Source organism: Marinibacterium sp. SX1, assembly GCF_050389775.1.
Taxonomy (GTDB): Bacteria; Pseudomonadota; Alphaproteobacteria; order Rhodobacterales; family Rhodobacteraceae; genus Marinibacterium.
Window position 1 is genome coordinate 1,596,317 of record NZ_CP177144.1, and the last position, 20,250, is coordinate 1,616,566.

Genomic DNA, 20,250 nt, shown 5'->3' on the forward strand with positions numbered 1-20,250 from the left:
GAATGGTTTGGATTGACCAGGGCCGCCTCTGCAGCGGCTGGGATGTGCCGCTCGGGTCGTCCGGCCCGTATTGCGCGGGCCGTTCTTGTGCGCCGGCGTCGACCCTTGGTTGTGCCCGGCCGGTTCGGTTCTTGCAGCCTGCGCGTGTGGCGCGCAAAGCGCGTGGATACATGCGTGTAAAATCCGGTGAATCCCACACTGCATGTGATAAAATTCTTTACATAACAGTTTGTTAGTGCTGGTAAATTTTCCGTGGCGGTCGATTTTTGCCGCCCGAGGATCGAAGGTCAGTTTCAGAATGTCCGCTCAAATCAGCCCCGTGTCACCCGTGTCTACCATCTCCGGGGGCCGTGGCGCCCGCCTGGCCCTGCGGGGATCGACGGCCTTGGCAGGGGGTCTGATCGTGGCCTTGGCGGCGCTGGCGCAGCCGGCCGCGGCGGGCTGTTCGGCCAGTGGCAGTTCGCAGACATGTTCGGGAAACAACATCCAGCACATCTACAAGACAGATGGTTCGGTCACCGACGTGACCTATGAAAACGTGACCGGCAACATCAATGCCAACCACGGCAAGGGCTGGAACTACGTGCTGAACCTTCAGGACACCGGGGGTTCGGGGCATTCGTATTCGGAAAACGGGCATCACCCCGAGAACGGCCAGTCGGGCGGCGATGGCACCGACGGGGCGCGCCTGGGCGTGACCATGCATTTCGACAAGGGCTACGGCTTTCAAAGCAGCGCCGGTGGCATCTATCTGCACAGCACCGGCGGCAATGGCGGAAGGGGCAACGAGGATCTCCGGTTCTGGGGCACCCGGGCGCATGGCGGCACCGGCGGGGCCGGAGGGGCCGGTGGCGATATCTCGATTTCAGCATCCGAAGACGGTGGCGGGAAAACGCCGCATGGCATCGTCGCCAAGTCATATCCCGGGATCGTCGCCATCAGCGAGGGCGGCGAAGGGGGCGACGGCGGACTGGGTAAGCAGAGCGGCTCGGCCCATGGTTACGGCGGCACCGGCGGCGAAGGCGGTGCGGGCGGAGACATCATCGTCGAACTGGACGACGGCCATTACGTCGACGTGACGACCAAGCGGTCATCGACCTCGCGGTCCGGTATCCATCTGCAGAGCATCGGCGGCACAGGCAGCAGGGGCGGCGACGGCAATGCGAGCGGGACGGCCTATGGCGGGACCGGTGGTGCGGGTGGCGATGGGGGCGACATCACCTTTGACGCATCCGACAGCAAGAACAGCATCACCACGAGCGGCAAGGCCATTCACGGCATCTATGCACAGAGCAAGGGCGGCAATGGCGGCACTGGGGGCATTGGAAGCAGCGGCATGGGCACCGGGCATGGCGGCGATGGCGGCCAGGGCGGCCAGGGCGGCGCGGTAAGCCTGACATACAGCGGGTCGGTGAGCACGTCGGGCGACGCTGCGCTGGGTCTCTACGCGATGAGTGCCGGCGGCGGCGGGGGCGCGGGTGGTGCCGGCGGGGGCGGCTGGTCCGGCTCGGGCGGCGGAGCCGAGGGGGCGGGAGACGGCGGAACGGTCACGCTGAGGCTCTCCGATGCGACCGTCTCGACCGAGGGCGCGGAATCGATCGGCATCCTGCTGCAAAGCGTCGGCGGTTTCGCCAGTTCCGCGGGCAAGGGCTCGGGCGTCGAGGGCTACGGGGCCAGCGACCAGAGCGGTGGCGATGGCGGCGAGGTCAAGGCGGATGTGGCCGACACCCATGTCAGCACCCAGGGTGATTATGCCGCGGCGCTGATCGCGCTCAGCTCGGGCGGCGGCGGCGGGACCGGTTCGACGGCCGATGCCTTCGATGCGCTCGGCAGCAGCGGCAGTGCCGGGGGCGACGGGGGCACCGTGATGCTTGACTTCACGGGCACCAACAGCCTGACCACGCAGGCCGATTATGCGCCGGGCGTGCTGGCGCTCAGCGTTGGCGGCGGCGGTGGGGTCGGCGGCGGGGCAGACGGCATCATCGCGCTTGGCGGCACCGGCGGCAGCGGCGGTGACGGAGGCCAGGTTGCCGTGACCATCGGTGGCGACACGACGATCGGCACCTCGGGAGATTACGGCATCGGCCTGGTTGCGGCCAGCATCGGCAATGGCGGCGGCGTGGCCGGGTCGACCTCGGGGGCCTGGCAATCGGGGGGCAACGGCGGTGGCGGCGGTGACGGCGCGTTGGCATCGCTGGACCTGCTGGAAGGCCTGCTGAAAGTGACCACGACAGGCGACATGTCCTATGGCGTCGTTGTGGCGTCGAATGGCGGCGGTGGCGGGGTCGGCGGCTCGACCCGGGCAGACATCGATGTCTTTGTGCCGATGACCGGGTCGGCCGGCGGTGGCGGCGGCAATGGAGACGCGGTGACGGTCTCGCTGGCAGACAGCAGCGACGGCGTCGATATCTCGACCGAGGGTGTCGAGTCGGACGGGTTCGTGGCGCAATCGGTCGGCGGCGGCGGCGGGCTGGGCGGCTCGGTGACCGACAACGACATCATCACGACCTTCAACAGCAAGGCCGGCACCGGGGGCGGCACCGGGGGTGACGGTTCCACGGTCGACGTGACCCTTGCCGGCTCGATCACCACAAGCGGCGCGTCCTCGACGGGCATCCTGGTGCAATCCGTCGGCAATGGCGGCGGCTCGGCCGGGCATTACCACACGACCTCGGTCGCGGATCTCAGCTTTGGGGTGAACGTCGGGGCCTCGGGTGGCAGCGGCGGCAACGGCGACACGGTCACGCTGGAGACCTCGGTGACGGTATCGACCTATGGCGATCATTCCGACGGCATCCTGGTCCAGTCGATCGGCGGCGGCGGCGGGGACTCCAGCGCGGTGACCGATCTTGAAACGGCGGGCGTCAATCTGGACAACGGCGTCAGGACGGGCGCGACCGGCGGCGACGGGGGCGACGGCGGCGAAGTCCACCTGGCCAACACCGGCGACATCCTGACCCAGGGCGACAATTCCAACGGCATCCTGGCGCAATCGACGGGCGGTGGCGGGGGCAAGGGTGGCGCGACCCACAATCTCAACTACGGCTCGATACCGCTGGGCGCAGCCACGTTGGGCGCCGGGGGCGGCGTGGGTGGCACGGCCGCCACGGTCGAGGTGGCCAACAGCGGCGACATCGTCACCTCGGGCAACAATTCGCGCGGGCTCATGGCCCAATCGACCGGCGGCGGCGGCGGGATCGCGGGCACGACGTTGAACCTGGATGTCACCGCAGCCTCGATCGACGGCACCGTGGGCGGCAGCGGCGGCTCGGGCAATGCCTCGGATCTTGTCGGCGTGGTGAACGAGGGCGACATCCTGACCTATGGTTCCGCCGCGGCGGCGATCTGGGCGCAAAGCATCGGCGGCGGCGGCGGGCTGGGTGAATTCACCTTCTCGGGCTCGGTCGATGTCGCGAGCATGTCGATCTCGGTCGGCAGCGATGGTGGCGATGGCGGCAGCGGCGGCGACGTGATCATCGCGAACGCCGGTGACCTGGAGACGAACGACGACAATTCCGAGGGCATCTTTGCCCAGAGCCAGGGCGGCGCGGGCGGCAAGGCCGGCCTGATCGCCGATGCCCAGACAAACGCCGGCGAGATCAGCGGCGACATTTCGATGACCGTGGGCGGCACCGGCGGCAAGGGTGGAACGGCCGGGCTGGTCGACGTCGCCAATGCCGGCACGATCAGGACATCGGGCTATCAATCCTATGGCATCTATGCCCAGTCGACCGGCGGCGATGGCGGCACCGGCGGCGCGGTCTATGCCGCAACGGTCAATGTCGGCGCGGACGGGACGCTGAGCCTGGACGTGACCGTCGGCGGTGACGGCGGCGACAGCGGCACCGGCGGCGCGGTGCTGGTGGAAAACCTGGACGGTGCCGACATCACCACCGAGGGCCATTATTCCGATGCCATCTATGCGCAGTCGGTCGGCGGCAACGGCGGCAATGGCGGCGGCAGCTATGCCTTCTATGCCGCGGCCACGACGGGCGCCAACCTGTCCTCGACGATCTCGGTCGGCGGTTCGGGCGGCACGGGCGCGACCGGCGGCGACGTGGGGGTTCTCAATGCCGCCGACCTTTACACCTCGGGCGGCAATTCCAACGGCATCTTCGCCCAGTCCATCGGCGGCAACGGCGGCGCAGGCAGCTACGGCATCGCCTATATCGGCGAATTTGCGGCCGAGGATGACGATTACCTGAACGGCGGGTTCAACACCTATGTCGGCGGCTCGGGCGGGACCGGGACCGATGCCGGCACGGTCGAGGTGATCAACAGCGGCAACATCACCACGATGCAGGACACGTCCTATGGCATCTATGCCCAGTCGACCGGCGGCGGCGGCGGTTCGGGCGGCAATGCCGGGGCCTACACGCTGGGCTACACGCAGGACTCCGGCGCGGACGTCGAGCAGAAGGGCTTTACGCTGAACTACACGATGGGTGGTTCGGGCGGCGGTTCGGGCGATGGCAACACGGTGACCGTGGAACATGGCTCGGGCGCGATTTCGACCTCGGGCACGGCGTCCTACGGGATCTTTGCCCAGTCGGTCGGCGGCGGTGGCGGCACCGGCGGCAATGGCGAGCCTGGCATCGAAGGCTGGCTGGCCGATGTCTACGACGTTTACGAGAAGGTCAATTCGGTCAAGGAAGTCTACGAGCTGGTCAAGGAACTGCCGGGAAGCCTGCTGGAAAGCTGGACGATCAATGTCGGCGGCAGCGGCGGAGCCTCGGGCAAGGGCGGGAATGTTTCGGTCAGCAACGGCGGGACCATCCGCACCTCCGGCGACAGCGGCACCGCGATCTTTGCGCAGAGCATCGGCGGCGGTGGCGGTTCGGGCGGCGATGGCGCGCAGGGGCTGCTGACCTCGCTGACCGTGGCCGGGAGCGACAGCGGCGGCGGCAAGGGCGGCGATATCGACGTCAGCAGCACCGGGGCGATCACCACGGCCGGCGACGGGGCGATGGGGATCTTTGCCCAGACCGTCGGCGGCGGCGGCGGGTCGGCCGGCGATATCGAAGGCTCGGTCGTGACCGAGTTGGTCGACCTGCTTGAGACCTTCGGCGCGCTGGTCGCGCAAAAGGCGGATGGCGCCAAGGGGGGCAATGGCGGCGATGTCGCAATCACCGTCGGCGCGGCCGGCAGCATCACCACGGGCGGCCAGGACGCCCATGGCATCTGGGCCCAAAGCGTCGGTGGCGGCGGTGGCGCCCAGGGCGAGATTTCGTCGGGCATGGCCGAAGACGGGGTGAACGCCGGCATCGGCAGCACCGGCGCGGATGGCAATGCGGGCTATGTCAACATTGCCGTCGACGGGGCGATCACGACCACCGGCGCCGGGGCGCATGGCATCGTGGCCATGTCGTCCTCGGGCGGCACGACCGACAACAGCTACGAGGACCCCGATACCGACAGCTCGTCCGATTACTACTCGGGCGGCATCAAGATCGAGGTCGGCGGCCAGGTGCGGGCCGAGGGGGCGGACACGCGGGCCATCCTGGCCGTGGTCGAGGAAACCGGCAGCAAGGATCCCAAGGGCAACGACACCGCGCATGGCAGTTGCCAGCAGGCCGATTCCGATTGCCGGGGGACCAGCCATATCTATGTCGATGCCGGTGCCACGGTGGAGACGACGAACACCGACACGAAGGAGGGCTTTGAAACCATCGCGGTGCTCGGCGGGCGTGCGAGCTACAATTCGAACGGGTCGCTCAAGTATTCCAACATGATCTGGAACGCCGGCACGATCCGAAGCGCCAGTGCCAGCGCCTATGTCATCCGCAATCGCGGCGGCGCGATCCGCATCCACAACGAGGATGGCGGGCTGCTCTCCGGCTCGATCGAGCTGGACGACGATTACCGGGCCGAGCTCAACAATTACACCGGGGCGACCTTTGCCGCGGGGGCGACGGTCGACCTGGGCAAGCTGGGCCATTACAGCGGTCAGAAGGGCGCGGTGATCTCGCCCTGGGGTGCGGGCACGGTGGGCAGCACGGCCTTTTCCCTGGGTGGCAGCTTTGCCGAGGCCGGGACCTACCAGGTCGACATGGCACAGGATGCGTCCAGCGGCGATGTGACGTCGGATTCCATTGCGTTCAACGGATTGGGCAAAACGCCCGAGGTCAGCTTTACCGGCAAGATCGCCCCGAACTGGACGGGCAAGACCAGCCTGGCCAACGGCGGTTCCGGCAAGGTGCAGATCCTGTCGTTTGCCAACGGGGCCACGCTGGACAGCCTGAGCGCCTCGTTGACCAGCTCGGTGCAGGACAGTGCCACGGTCACCTACAAGACGGCAAACGGCACCGACAAGGACGGCAATGCAACCGTCTCGCTGTCCTACAGCGTGGATTACTCGGGCGCGGCCTCGGGGGTGACGCTGAGCGACACGGCGCTGGGCTATGCGTCGTTCTTCAATGACGTGATGGTTGCCGGCGCGGCCGGCACCACCGATGCACGGACCTCCGATGCCTTTGGCACGCTGGCGACCGGTTTGCTCAACGTGGCTTCGGGCGCCGAGCTTGAGGACCTCTATCTGGAACATGTGCCGGAGGAAAACCTGTTGGGGCCGAAACAGGCGCTCCTGGCCTCGCAGGCGCTGCATGGCGTGTTGCAGAGCTGCCCGGTCCTGGACCCCGGCGCGGGCATGGATTTCCTGCACCAGCAGGATTGCACCTGGGGACAGGTGATCAGCACCAACCGGCACATGGACGCACATGACGGGTCGCCGGGCTATGACAGCCGCAGCTGGGGCCTTGCGCTGGCCGCCCAGCGGATGGTGGCCGAGGATACCTTCCTCGAGATCGGCGGGCAGATCGAGGACGTCAGCATCAGCGGCGACAACTTTGCCCAATCGGGGCCCCGGGCCAGCTTTGGCGCGGCGCTGAAACGGGAATTCGGCGCGCTGACGGTGTCGGGGGCGCTGGGATACGGTGTCTACGACCTGGATTACGACCGCAGCTACTGGGGCGGTGACGACCGGCACCTGGCGTCTTCGGACCTCAGCGGCCGGTTCCTCAGCGCCGAACTGCGGGCATCCGGGGTCTTTGCCGGGGCGGGCGGGTTCTATGCCAAGCCCGCGGCGGCGTTGCAGGTCACGCGGGTCTGGCAGGACGGCTTTGTCGAAGACGGCAGCGGCGATCACAACTGGGCGGTCGACGGCGTGACCCAGGACGCGGTGACGCTGACGCCGATGGTGGAAATCGGGCGGGTCTTTGCGATGGGCGGCGGCTGGGGTCAGGCATATCTGCGGGCCGGGGTCACCGGCTACCTGACCGACCCGGGCACCGAGACCAGCGCGGTCCTGGCGGACGCGGATGCCGGCGCCGGTACGCTGAACGCGGCGCTGGAGAACGACCGTTTCCAGGGCGACCTGTCCCTGGGCCTGCGCCTGCCGGTCTCGCCGCGCACGACCCTGGCGCTGCGGGCCGATCTGGCCCTGACCGAGAACAGCGAGGCCTACGGCGGGCTGGCAAAGATCGAGTTCCGGTTCTGAGACCGGCGGGCCGGGGCGCTGCGCGGCCCGGCATGATGGCCCCTGTCCCGATCCGCCCGGGGGAGGGGCGCGCGCCGCGGCGGGCGGAACCCACCCTGTCCGCTGCCCCCCTGCGGCAGGATTCACACATGCCGCCCGAAACCGTCCGCCACGGGCGCGGGGGGCATAGGTCGTGGTGGCCATGCCCGGCGATCCGTGCCAGAAGGGCAACCGCAGGTAGCGACCACGTTTTCTAGCCCCCGGCATCTGGATCTATCACCGTACCGGGGGAAACGTGGTGAACAAAACCGCTTGCATCTTTGCCATGACTGCTGGGCTTTCGCCCCTGTCCGCCTTTGCCCAGGAGGACGAGATCGACGAGGCCTTTCTCGGCACGATCGTCCTGTCGGCGCCGTCGTCGGAGGACAGCGAAGACCAGATCGTCGTGACCAGCGAGTGGATCGCCATGAGCAATCCCGCCGACCTGTCCGAGCTTTTCGTCGCCGAGCCGACGATTGCCGTGGGCAGCTCGATCCCGATGTCGCAGAAGGTCTATGTTCAGGGCATCGAGGAAAACAACCTGGCGATCTCGATCGACGGGGCGCGCCAGAACAACAAGATCTTCCACCACAACACCACCACCCTGATCGACCCGGCCCTGCTGAAGGCCGTGCGCGTCGATCCGGGCGTGGCGCCGGCCGATGCCGGGCCGGGCGCGCTGGGTGGGGCGCTGGCCTATGAAACCAAGGATGTCGCCGACCTGCTGCCGCCTGACGACAGCTTTGGTGGGACCTACAAGCTGGAATACGACACCAACGGCGAGATCCTGTCCAACAGCCTCAGCCTCTATGGCCGGCAGAGCGGGTTCGAGATCCTGTCCTTCCTGAAATATGCCGATGGCGGGCTGCGCACCGACGGGGATGGCAACGACATCCCCGGGTCGGGCACCAACCTGCTGAGCGGGCTGGGCAAGATCGCCTACGAGACCGAGACGGGCAGCCGGTTCGAACTGTCCTATGAATCGGTGCATGACGACGAGGCGCGGCCCTATCGCGCCAATATCGGCCAGATCATCGGGGGCCGGCCGGTGCCGCTGACCCGGCCCTACGACCTGAAACGCACCAACATCGTGTTCAGCTATACCGAGACCGCGCCCGTCGGCCTCTGGGACCCGACGCTGCGGCTGGCCTACAGCGGCACCGAGCTGTTCAACGACGAGAGCGACACCAGCATGGCCCAGACGATCCGGGGCGAAACGACCAGCTTCAACGGCGAGTTGTCGAACCGGTTCAACCTGGGTTGGGGCCAGGTCAACGCGGGCGTCGATTTCTTCTCGGACCGGGGTACCAGCGATTACGATTACCTGCCGGACCCGGCGTTCAACGAGGACACCGAGGAAAAGCTGAACAATATCGGGCTCTTCGCACAGGTGCGCATGATCCCGACGGCGCGGGCCCGGCTGTCCTTCGGCCTGCGCGCCGATTTCCAGGACTTCGAGGGCGTCGACGGGTCGAGCCAGTCGACCTCGGGGATCTCGGGCAACATCGCCGGCGAATACGACGTGACCGACCGCATCACGGTCAGCGCCGGCTATTCGAACATCTGGGGCGGGATCGACCTGGCCGAGAACTACATCATGAACCCGACCTGGACCTATCCGGCCGGGGGCATCGACCCGGTGACCGCCGAAAACGTCTATTTCGCGGCCAGCTATGACACCGGCATCTGGAGCGTCGACGGCAAGGTCTTTGCCACCCAGATCGACAACGCCCGGTCGGCCAGCTACGGCGGCGGCCCGGGCCTGACCACGGATGTCGAGTCCAAGGGCTTCGAACTCGGCTTCGGCACGACCTGGGACGGCGGGTTCTTCCGGGCGGGCTTTGCCAGCGTCGACACCAAGACCGACGGGCGCACGGCCGATTCCTACACCGGCAATTACCTGACCATGCCGATGGGCGAGTTCCTGACCTTCCAGGCCGCGCACCAGTTCGGCAACGGGCTGCTGGTCGGCGGCGACGTCCAGGTGGCGCTGGATTACGACGACACCTACGATTTCGCGACCGGCGGTCAGGGGCCGACCCTGCCGGGCTATACCGTGGCCAATGTCTTTGTCGATTACACCCTGCCGCGCATGCCCAACCTGACCCTGCGGGCCGAGGTCAACAATCTCTTCGACGAGCAATATGCCAGCCGGGCAACCTATGGGCAGGAATTCGTGGGCGAGGTCGAACCGCTCTACGAACCCGGCCGGTCGATCCGGCTGAGCGCGCAGATCGTCTTTTGATCGGCCGGGGCGCAGGGGCGGGCGGCACCGCCGTCCGGGCGCTTCGCAGCCGGGCAGAGCGGCTGCCTTCCGCTGAAAAACAGAGCATTCCGACAAAAATTGTCGGAATCTTCTTCCGATCCTACACAGGGTTTAGTATTGCGGCGGTGACAGGATGTCATTTGCCGAAAATCCTGTTTCACTGCAGCGCCTTAAGGAGACATCATGTCTGACCTTTCAACCACCGATTTCATCACGCTGGATTCGGCGACCTTCACGGACAGCAACACCGTGACCTTTACCGAAGCGACGAACACGACGGATTATCCCGGCACCGTTGTCGATGCCGACAACTCGGATTCCGCGTCGATGGGCGACTACTGGATCTACAACGGCTTCACCTACACCGGCTACACCATCAACGTGGATGGGGTTGATTACGCGGTGTATTCGTATGTCTACACCGACAGCTACTACATCCCCCACAACGGCGAACTCTCGCCCGAAGATTTCACCTCGGGCATGGACGTGGTCTATGACACCGATGCAGCGGTGGCCAACTGCTTCCTGACCGACACGCGGATCGCAACGCCCGAAGGCGACGTGGCCGTTCAGGACCTGAACGTGGGTGATGTCATCCGCACCGCCGAAGGCCGCGACGTGGCCGTGAAATGGGTTGGCCGCCAGACCGTCGCCACCCGTTTCGGTGCCGCCGAGCGCCTGCTGCCCGTGCGCTTTGCCGCCGGTTCGCTGGGGAACGGCCTGCCGCTGGCCGACCTGACGGTGACCGCCGACCACGGCATGCTGGTCGATGGCGTGATCTGCCACGCCGGCGCGCTGGTCAACGGCACGACGATCGCCCAGGTCCCGATGGCCGAGCTGGGCGCCGATTACACGGTCTACCACGTCGAGACCGAAGCGCATGAGATCATCCTGGCCAATGGCGCCACGGCTGAATCCTTCATCGACAATGTCAGCCGCAAGGTGTTCGACAACTACGCCGAGTTCGAAGCGCTGTACGGCGATGCGCCGGAAATGGTCGAACTGCCCCTGCCGCGCGCGCTGAGCGCCCGCCAGGTGCCGGCATCGATCAAGGCCCGCCTGGCGGCCAAGATCGCGGCCTGATCGCGCAAGATCACCCGGCCTGCCGATCGCGGCGGGGCGGGTTACCCGGGGGGCGGTTTTCCGCCCCCTTTTTCTTTGGCGGGTCGTTGGGTGCACGGGGTGCGGTGCCGGTGGGTATGCAGGGTGAGGGTACCGCGTTGGGCCTGATCGCCGGGTGCGGGGGCTGCCATCATCCCGATTGCCGGGCGGGGCGCAGCCTTGGCGAGATCGCGGGTTGGGGGGCTGCCTCTGGCGGGATTGACGGGCGGCGGTGTGATCCTGGCCCATTCCCCGGGCGCGAGGGCTATCCCTGGTTCCCATCGTCCGGAAGGAGGAGGCCCGTCCCACTCGCCATGCACGGCGCGCTGTCCCCGGCGTGATGGCCTGACGCAGGGGCCACATATTGGCTCACGCGCCGGGAGCAGGGCTCTACCCCGGTGCGAGCACCGGCCGGGATGCTACCGCTGCGAGCGCCGGGCGGGGGGCGTGGCGCCGGGGCGGCTGCGGCTCTGTTCGATCCAGTGATCGGCCGTGCCCTTGTAGGACAGCACGATATGCGGGGCGATATGGGCGCGCAGGGCCGGCAGGGTCTGCAGCCAGATCCCCGGGGCCAGACGGCCATCGTCATCCAGCCCGTGGCGGGCCATGGCCCGGGTCATCGCGCCCGGCCCGGTGGCCAGCCAGATGGATTCGCCCATGGTCACCATGAAGGCCGCCGCCGCATCGTCCAGCGCCGCTCGGATGATCGGATCACGCGGGCGCACGGCGATGAAATTGTTGCCCACGCTCATCCAGTCTTCCAGCACGCCGGCCAGGCGCAGGCCCGGCACCAGCATGTCGGACAGCGGCCCGAGGCAAAGATCGTCGGCATCGAGATAGACACCGCCTTCGTGCCAGAGCAGTGCCAGCCGCAGCAGGTCGGATTGCGCCGCCGGATGGGGCGCCAGCAGGAAGGCCCGCAGCACGGCCAGCTCGCCCTTGTCGCGCAGGAAGGTCACCGCCGCCTTGTGGTCGAGGCGGCGATAGTCGAAATCGGGATTGCGCGCGGCGTTCAGTTGGAACAGCCGCTCGACAGAGGCCGGGGGCTGGGATTTGTCCCAGTATTGGAAGAGCTTGCGCGGGATGCCCTCGTCGCCCGCGTCGGGCCGGGCGGTGGCCGTGGCGCGGTCGGGCAGGCGGCCGGCGCGGAACATGGCCGAGAACAGGCAGATGGCCAGCGGCGTGGCGTCGGGCAGCACCTCGACCCGCGACCGGAAATGGCGCATCGCCGCATCCTGGGGCGCATCGCCGGCACAGGCCGAGAGGTCTTCGCCATGGGTCTGCAGGCGGTATTCATTGACCAGCTGGCCGGGCAGCGAGGCATTGGGCTTGGCCTGGCGGTTGCCCCGGGGGGTGTTGGCATGGCCCAGGCGGGTGGCCTCGACATGGCTGTCCCAGGCCTCGTCGATCCGGCCCAGCAACAGGGCATACCGGGTGCGAAAGTTCCAGGCGCCTTCGTTCTCGGGGGCCAGGGCGATGGCCTCCATCACCGCATCCAGCGCCGCGCCGGGCTGGCCGGATTCGAACAGGATCTGGGCCCGGACAAGATGCCGCCGGACCCGGGCAAAGCGGTCGTCGGGCGCCGGGTCGAGCGTGTCGAGTTGGGCCTGTGCCTCCTCCAGCCGGCCCAGCCGGACGCAGAATTGCGCCAGGGTCAGCCGCAGGTTGGCGCTGTCGCCGGGGCCGTGGGCCAGGGTGTTCAGCCGCTCGATGGCCCGGGGCAGGGCGTCGGTCACGGCTTCGGCCTGGGCGATCCTGATCTGGATGGCCTCGCGCCCGCGCAGGGTGTCGGGCAGGGCGTCCAGCAGGTCGCGCACGCCCTGGGCATCCTTGCGGGCCATCAACGCCTCGGCCCGGGCCAGGATGACGGTCAGGTTGTCGGGGTCGAGCCGCAGGCAGCGGGCCAGCGCGGCGTCGGCGGGCTCTTCGGCGCCCAGCCGGTTGAGGAATTGCACGGCCTGGATCTGGGTGCCCAGGGTGTCGGGCCGGGCCTCGGCGCAGGCCGCGGCGGCGGCGATGGCCGCCTCGCGCTGACCGTCGGCCAGCAGCAGCCGCCAGTGCAGGGCCTGCAGTTGCATGTGGTCGGGGAACCGGGCAACGCCCTCGGCGGCGATGGCCAGGGCGCGGGCCAGGTCGGCTTCGGCTTCGGCCAGACGGGCGTCGAAATAGGGGCGCCAGGGCATGGCCGCGATCAGCGGGCCATGGCGGGTCAGCAGGTCGCGGGCGGCGGCGAACTGGCCGCGATCCACGTGATGGCGCAGGACCAGCAGCAGGATGGACGGGTTGGGCCGGGTGTCGAGCGTGGGCAGCAGCAGGGCCAGGGCCTCGTCGCTGCGGCCCAGGGCAAAGAGCATTTCGCCTTCCTCGCGGACCAGGCCCAGCAGATTGTCGGGCGCGCGCAGTGTCCGGCAGAGTTCGACAGCCGCCGCCCGGCCTTCGCGGCGGCGGAGCAGGCGCACGGCGGCCAGCCGGTAGGCCGGGGTGGCGCGGGTCGGGGCCTGGGCCCGCTCGACCAGGGCCTGGGCCGCGTCGAGCTGGCCCAGGTCGGACAACAGGCCGACGAGCAGGTGCAGGACCGGCCCGGTGCGCAGGGCGTCGGGCAGGGTGTCGGCAAAGGCCAGGGCCGCGTCGTTGCGGCCCATGCGGCGCAGGATGGTGATTTTCTGGGTGACCAGGCGGGGGTGATCGGGGGCATCGGCCAGGGCGGTGTCGATCACGGCCAGGGCGGCGGGGTACTCATGGCGCATGAGGTGAGCCTGGGCGGCATCGGCCTGTTCGGCGATGGTCGGTTTCTGCTGCTGCGGCATGGCGGTGGCCTGAACCCTTCCTGGCATCCGGGGCGCCGGCGGGAGGGGCGGCGGCCGAGGGGCGCGTGTGGCGTTCGCGCGGTAAGCCCGGGCGGCCGGCAGAGGGCGGCGGCGCGGGCCGGTCTTGTCATGGGCTGGCTGAGGTTCGGGGAACCGGGGCTGTCTATCGGGTGTCACCGCGGGGCAGGGCCGGGCGGGGCCGGTTGCCGGAGGGGCGGCGGCCCCGCCCGTTCTAGGATCGGGCGGCGGGCGCGTCCAGCGGATTTCATCGGGGGTTCACCGGGGATTTCGCCACCGCCGCGCCGTCCCCGGCGCCTGCGGCGACCGTGCCCGCCCGGCCGGCCCTCTATCGCGCCGTGTCTGGTCGCGTGTCTGGTCGCGGGCCCGGCACCGTGTGTCGCCCGGTGTGTCGCCCTGTGTCATGCCCGGTGTGAAACACCCCGCCAATTCCCGCGCAATTCCCCACCATCTCCCGAGCCGGCCGGTGACGGCCGGCCGAGGTCCTTCCCCCCTTGCGGCCGGGCCCAAAAACGTCTGTAGCTTGGCCCATTCCCGGCGCGCCCTCGCGTGCCCAACCCAAGGACGGACCATGACCGATATCCAACGCCACGACACCAACACCCGCATGAGCCAGATGGTCGAACACGGCCAGACGATCTACCTGGCCGGCCAGGTCGGCACCCCCGGCGCATCGGTCGCCCAGCAGACCCAGGACTGCCTCGACAAGGTCGATGCCCTGCTCGCCCGGGCCGGGTCCGACAAGACACGGATTCTCCAGACCACGATCTGGCTGGCCGACATGGCCGATTTCGCCGAGATGAACGCGGTGTGGGATGCCTGGGTGCCCGAAGGCCATGCCCCGGCCCGCGCCTGTGGCGAGGCCAAGCTGGCCGCGCCCGAATACACCGTCGAGGTCATTGTAATCGCTGCCAAAGCCTGACCGACCCTCCGCAAAGCCCCGTGCCACGGGGCTTTGCGGACCACCTTCCTGTCCGCGCCATCCGACCGGCTGACATTCGCGTGTTGCCTCCACGTCCGCGTTGCAATTGCTTGCAGCGTCCCGCAACGGGGCTAATCTCGCACCGTGAATGAGTACGGATGAGTAACCGCGCCGGAATGGCCGAACACAGGCCAGGCGCTTTCGACAAGGAGGTATCCCCCATGAAACATACGCCCAAGCTGGCCCTTGCAGCATTGCTGTCGGGCACGTTCCTGAGCGGCGCGGCCCTGGCCGCCGGCACCCATCCCGACACCGGCGAGGCGCTCGCCGACGACCAGACCTTCACCTACCGCGTGCTCGACGAGCTCAGCTCGCTGGACCCGCAGATCGTCGAGGACGTGACCGGTTCGGAATTCGCACGCGACCTGTTCGAAGGCCTGATGAGCCAGGACGAGGACGGCAACCTGGTGCCCGGCGTGGCCACCGGCTACGAGGTGTCGGACGACAAGCTGACCTATACCTTCACCCTGCGCCCCGAGGCCAAGTGGTCGAACGGCGATCCGGTCACCGCCAGCGATTTCGTCTTCGCCTGGCGCCGGGCGGCCGACCCGGCCACCGCCTCGCCCTACCAGTGGTACATGGGCCTGATGTCCATCGCCAACGGCGAAGAGGTCATCGCCGGTGACATGCCCCCCGAAGAGCTGGGCGTGACGGCCGTCGACGACCACACGTTCCAGGTCACCCTGGCCGCGCCGCTGCCCTATTTCCCCCAGATGACCACCCATGCCACGACCTTCCCGGCGCCCCAGGCGGTGATCGAGGAATTCGGCAAGGACTGGACCAAGCCCGAGAACATGGTGTCGAATGGCGCCTACGTGCTGACCGAACACCTGCCCAACGAACGCTCGACCCGCGAGCGCAACGAGATGTACTGGGACAACGAGAACACGATCATCGACAAGGTTGTGGCCCTGGTCATCAACGACGAGAACGTGGCCCTGACGCGCTACATGGCCGGCGAGCTTGACCGGACCGAAGTGCCCGCCGGCCAGTTCCCCCGGCTGAAGGAAGAACATCCCGAAGAGGCGATCAGCTTCCCGCGGCTGTGCAACTATTATTACACGTTCAACCTGTCCGACAGCGGCCCCGAGGCCTTCAAGGACGTGAACGTGCGCAAGGCCCTGGCCCTGGCCGTCGACCGCAGGATCATCACCGAGAACATCCTGGCCGGTGGTCAGCCCGAAGCCTATACCTTTACCCCCGAGGCCGTGGCCGGCTTTACCCCGCCGTCGGTCGAAATGGCGGAAATGAGCCAGGCCGACCGCGATGCCATGGCCAAGGAATTGCTGGCCGAGGCAGGCTACGGCCCCGACAACCCGCTGTCCTTCGACATGGTCTACAACACCTCCGAAGCCCACCAGAAGGTGGCCGTGGCCCTGTCCCAGATGTGGAAGCAGAAGCTGGGCGTGCAGGTCGAACTGGCCAACATGGAATGGAAGGTCTTCCTCGAAGAGCGCGGCAACCAGAACTTTGAACTGGCCCGCGGCGCCTGGTGCGGCGACTACAACGAAGCCTCGACCTTCCTCGACCTGCTGGACAGTTCCTCGGGCTACAACGACGGCAAGTATTCCAACGAGGAATATGACGCGCTGCTCGAAAACGCCAAGACGGCCGAAGACACCACCGAGCTTTACACCTCGGCCGAGCAGATCCTGGCCGCCGACATGCCGGTCATCCCGATCTACCACTATGCGGGCGTCTACATGATGGACAGCGACGTGGGCAACTGGCCCGTCAACAACGTCGAGCAGAACTGGTATTCGAAAAACCTCTACAAGATCGCCGAATAATCGGGGCGATCCCACCCTTGCCGCTCCGTTCCCGTGACCCCGGGGGCGGGGCGGCAGCCTTTCCGAGACCCATCCCATGTTTGCATATATCGTCAAGCGCATCCTGGGCGCGATCCCGACCCTGCTGTTCCTGGTGGTCGCGGCCTTTGTCATGATGCACATGGCCCCCGGCGGGCCTTTCACATCCGAACGCAAGCTGCCGCCCGAGGTGCTGGCCAATATCGAAGCCCAGTACGGGCTGGACCAGCCGCTGTGGAAACAGCTGTGGGATTACGTCACGGGCATCGTGCTGCATTTCGATTTCGGCCCGTCCTTCCGCTACAAGGACCGGGACGTGAACGACATCATCGCCCAGGGCTTCCCGATCTCGCTGACCTATGGCTCGCTGTCCTTCCTGGTGGCCACGCTGATCGGCGTCAGCCTGGGTATCGCCGCGGCGATCCGGCACAATTCCTGGGTCGATTACTTTGCCGTCTCCTTGGGTATCGTCGCCCAGGCCCTGCCCAATTTCATCATGGGCCCGATCCTGATCCTGACCTTCACGCTCTGGCTGGGCTGGCTGCCCGGTGGCGGCTGGAACGGCGGGCAATGGCAATACCTGATCATGCCGGTCATCGCCCTGTCGACGTCCTACATGGGCAACATCGCCCGGCTGACCCGCTCGTCGATGCTGGAAGTGCTCAATTCCAATTTCATCCGCACGGCCCGGGCCAAGGGCCTGCCCGCCCGTTCCGTCATCTGGCGCCACGCGATGAAACCGACCCTGTTGCCGGTGATCTCGTATCTTGGCCCGGTCTTCGTCTACGTGCTGACCGGCTCGGTCTTTGTCGACCTCTATTTCTCGACGGGGGGGCTGGGGCAATCCTATGTCAACTCGGCGCTCACCCGCGACTATGCGGTGCTGCTGGGGGTCACGATCCTTTACGGCGCGCTGACCATCTTCGTGAACCTGCTGACCGACCTGGCCTATGCCTGGTTCGATCCCAAGATCCGCTACTGAGGGAGGCGCAGATGTTTGGCAAATCCGACAAGGCCGCCGACCTCGCCGGCGAGGTCACCGATCACACCGCCATCCAGGGCCGGTCGCTGTGGCGCGACGCCCGGGACAGGTTCCTGCGCAACAAGGCCGCCATGGCCTGTGTCTTCGTGCTGGGGCTGATCGTGGCCTTCGTGATCTTTGGCCCGCTGCTGGCGCAATGGTCCAACGAGGAAATCGACTGGAACCGCATGGGCGACATCGCCCGCGACGGCGTGCCCAATATCGAGAACGGCCATTACTTCGGCCTCGATGAGCTGGGCCGCGATCTGTATGCCCGGGTCATCCAGGCCACGCGGACCTCGCTGCTGGTCGGCCTGATCGGCGCGGCCATGGCCCTGATCCTGGGCACGGCCTATGGCGTCATCGCCGGGTTCTACGGCGGCCGGCTGGACGCGGGCATGATGCGCGTGGTCGACATCCTGCTGGCCATTCCCACGACCCTGATCATCATCCTGATCCTGGTTGTCGCGGGGCGGTCCTTCATCACGCTGTTCATTGCGCTCGGCGCGGTCAGCTGGCTGACCATGTCGCGCATCGTCCGGGCCCAGACCCTGACCCTGAAAACCCGCGAGTTCATCGAGGCCGCCCGCGCCGGCGGGGTGTCCGAAGGGGCGATCATCCTCCGCCACATCCTGCCCAACCTGCTGGGCGTGGTCATCGTCTATGCCTCGCTGCTGGTGCCGGAAATGATCCTGGCCGAAAGTTTCATCTCGTTCCTGGGCCTGGGCATCGCCGAGCCCAATACCTCGCTGGGTAGGCTGATCGCCGAGGGGGCGGGCACCATGGCCTATGGCACCCTGTGGCAGCTGCTTTTCCCGCTGTTTTTCTATGTCACCATCATCATCACCATGTTCTTCATCGGTGATGGCCTGCGTGACGCGCTTGATCCGAAGGACCGCTGACATGGCCGTTCTGACCGTAGACAACCTGAAAGTCGCCTTCGACACGCCCGACGGGCCGGTCGAGGCCGTCAAGGGCACGTCGTTTCACATCGAGGCCGGCGAATGCCTTGGCATCGTGGGCGAATCCGGGTCGGGCAAAAGCCAGACCTTCATGGCCGCCATGGGCCTGCTGCCGCCCAACGGGCGGGCCAGCGGCTCGGTCAGGCTGGACGGGCGCGAGATCCTCAACCTGCCGGTCGGCCAACTGAACGACGTGCGCGGGGCCGATGTGGGGATGATCTTCCAGGACCCGCTGACCGCGCTGACCCCGCATCTGCGGGTGGGCGAACAGATGGCCGAAGTGCTCAAGGTGCACCGGGGCATGACCGGATCGGCGGCCCGCAAGCTGTGCCTCGACTGGCTGGAGCGGGTGCGCATCCCGGCGGCCAGCCGGCGGCTGAAGCAGTTCCCGCATGAATTGTCGGGCGGCATGCGCCAGCGGGTGATGATCGCCCAGGCGATGCTGTGTGAACCGCGCCTTCTGATCGCGGATGAGCCGACGACCGCGCTGGACGTGACCGTGCAGGCCGAGGTGCTGGACCTGATCGCCGGGCTGCAGAAGGAACACGGCACCGCCGTGGCCCTGATCACCCATGACATGGGCGTGGTCGCGCGGATGTGCGACCGGCTGGAGGTCATGCAGTACGGCGAGGTGGTCGAAAGCGGCTCGGTCGGCAAGATCTTTGGCGCGGCCGATCACGCCTATACCCGCCGCCTGCTGGACGCCATGCCCCGGATCGACGCCGGCGACGCCCCCGCGCCGATGCCGGCCGAGACCGAGACCCTGCTGGACGTGGACGACCTGCGCGTCGAATTCCCGATCCGCCCCGAGACCGGGTTCTTCCGCAAGCCGATCCCGTTGAAGGCGGTCAACGGTGTCAGCTTTTCGCTGGCGCGCGGTGAGACCCTTGGCATCGTGGGTGAATCCGGCTGTGGCAAGTCCACCCTGGCGCGCGCCGTGCTGCGCCTGATCGAGCCGACGGATGGCAACGTGTCCTGGCTGGGCACGCCGCTGACCGACCTGGACAAGCGGGCGATGAAGAAGGAGCGCAAGGACCTTCAGATCGTGTTCCAGGATCCGCTGGCCTCGCTCGATCCGCGCATGACCATTGCGGCGTCGATCGCCGAGCCGCTCAAGACCTATCGCCCCGACATGACCGCCCGCGAACGCCGCGCGGCGGTGGGCGAGATGATGGAACGGGTGGGGCTCGATCCCAACATGCAGAACCGTTACCCGCACGAGATGTCGGGCGGCCAGAACCAGCGCGTGGGCATTGCCCGGGCGATGATCAACCGGCCCAAGCTGATCATCTGCGACGAGGCGGTGTCGGCCCTGGACGTGTCGATCCAGGCCCAGATCGTGAAGCTGCTGAAGGATCTTCAGGCCGAGTTCGGCATGTCCATGTTGTTCATTTCCCACGACCTTTCGGTGGTGCGCGAGATTTCCAACCGGATCATGGTGCTGTATCTCGGGCGGATCGTGGAAATGGGTGACGGCGACATGATCTGTGCCTCGCCGCGCCATCCCTACACGCAATCGCTGATCTCGGCGGTGCCGATCCCCGATCCCGACCTGGAACGCTCACGCGAGCGCATCCGCATCCCCGGAGAGCTGCCCTCGCCGCTGGACCTGCGCGCGGCGCTGCGGTTCCTGCCGTCGAAACTGGCCGCCGGCCAGGAGGATTACGTGCCCCGGCTGGACCAGGTGGCGCCCGGCCACTGGGTGGCCGAACACGATCCGCTGGACCGGATCCTGGCCCAGGCCCCGGCGCAGGACGCGTTTTAGGGGGCGG

9 protein-coding genes are annotated in these 20,250 nt (G+C 67.4%); 8 read left to right on the forward strand and 1 reads right to left on the reverse strand.

From position 1 onward, the window contains the following. Positions 1-385 precede the first annotated feature (385 nt). From ACK3BB_RS07090 to ACK3BB_RS07100, 3 genes are all read left to right on the forward strand, one after another. Positions 386-7,495 (forward strand): hypothetical protein, encoded by a 7,110-nt coding sequence (locus tag ACK3BB_RS07090; protein ID WP_428928017.1) that lies wholly within the window; start codon positions 386-388, stop codon positions 7,493-7,495. Between the two features lie 277 nt (positions 7,496-7,772). Further along, complete coding sequence (locus ACK3BB_RS07095) at positions 7,773-9,758, forward strand: TonB-dependent receptor domain-containing protein (protein WP_428928018.1); 1,986 nt, start codon at positions 7,773-7,775, stop codon at positions 9,756-9,758. Positions 9,759-9,962: 204 nt separating this feature from the next. Then, positions 9,963-10,862, forward strand: coding sequence for a Hint domain-containing protein (locus tag ACK3BB_RS07100; protein WP_428928019.1), 900 nt, complete (start codon positions 9,963-9,965; stop codon positions 10,860-10,862). A 437-nt stretch (positions 10,863-11,299) separates the two neighbouring features. Here the strand turns inward: ACK3BB_RS07100 and ACK3BB_RS07105 are convergent, their stop codons facing one another. Next, entirely contained in the window at positions 11,300-13,687 is a 2,388-nt protein-coding gene (locus tag ACK3BB_RS07105) for a tetratricopeptide repeat protein (protein WP_428928020.1), read from the reverse strand. A gap of 589 nt (positions 13,688-14,276) precedes the next feature. On the opposite strand from ACK3BB_RS07105, the gene ACK3BB_RS07110 reads away from it, so the two are divergent. From ACK3BB_RS07110 to ACK3BB_RS07130, 5 genes are all read left to right on the forward strand, one after another. Next, positions 14,277-14,627, forward strand: coding sequence for a RidA family protein (locus tag ACK3BB_RS07110; protein WP_428928021.1), 351 nt, complete (start codon positions 14,277-14,279; stop codon positions 14,625-14,627). A 221-nt stretch (positions 14,628-14,848) separates the two neighbouring features. Further along, on the forward strand, positions 14,849-16,477 hold the full coding sequence (locus ACK3BB_RS07115) for a peptide ABC transporter substrate-binding protein (protein ID WP_428928022.1): 1,629 nt from the start codon (positions 14,849-14,851) through the stop codon (positions 16,475-16,477). Positions 16,478-16,553: 76 nt separating this feature from the next. Further along, positions 16,554-17,477 (forward strand): oligopeptide ABC transporter permease OppB, encoded by a 924-nt coding sequence (oppB, locus tag ACK3BB_RS07120; RefSeq protein ID WP_428928023.1) that lies wholly within the window; start codon positions 16,554-16,556, stop codon positions 17,475-17,477. A gap of 11 nt (positions 17,478-17,488) precedes the next feature. Further along, positions 17,489-18,418 (forward strand): ABC transporter permease subunit, encoded by a 930-nt coding sequence (locus ACK3BB_RS07125; protein ID WP_428928024.1) that lies wholly within the window; start codon positions 17,489-17,491, stop codon positions 18,416-18,418. A 1-nt stretch (position 18,419) separates the two neighbouring features. Continuing rightward, entirely contained in the window at positions 18,420-20,243 is a 1,824-nt protein-coding gene (locus ACK3BB_RS07130) for a dipeptide ABC transporter ATP-binding protein (RefSeq protein WP_428928025.1), read from the forward strand. Positions 20,244-20,250 lie beyond the last annotated feature (7 nt).